Annotated in this window: 1 pseudogene; it reads right to left on the reverse strand. The window is 75.8% G+C overall.

Annotated features, from left to right (window positions below):
- Nucleotides 1–217 (reverse strand): annotated as a pseudogene (locus MW084_RS16915) (hydrolase); the annotation flags it as partial.
- Nucleotides 218–380 lie beyond the last annotated feature (163 nt).

Below are 380 nucleotides of genomic sequence, written 5' to 3' on the forward strand. Positions count from 1 at the left end.
CGTGGCGCTCCTCCCGCTCCGTGAGCAGGTCCATCAGCAGGGTTCCCATGCCCGCCTCCCGCAGCGCCGCGGCCACGGCCCGGTTGCGCGGGCTGTGCCGGGAACTGCCGCTGCCGTGCGCGAACACCACCATCAGCGGCACCGAGGCGGGCAGGGCCAGATCGCCGCGGAGCGCGGAACCGTCCGCCGCGGGCAGGGCGACCTCCTCCAGGATCACGACGGCCTCCCTTCGTCCTCCCGGCCGAGTGCTCCCCGCCCGGTGCGCCAAACACGGCGACCGCCGGAAGGCACGCCCGAATCCCCGCGCGGGAGGGCTTTCCGGGCGGTTCGTGCGGGCGGTTCGTACGGGTCGTGACCTTGCCCGGCACGTGGCGCGCGGG

Origin of the sequence: Streptomyces sudanensis (assembly GCF_023614315.1) — a bacterium.
Taxonomy (GTDB): Bacteria; Actinomycetota; Actinomycetes; order Streptomycetales; family Streptomycetaceae; genus Streptomyces; species Streptomyces sudanensis.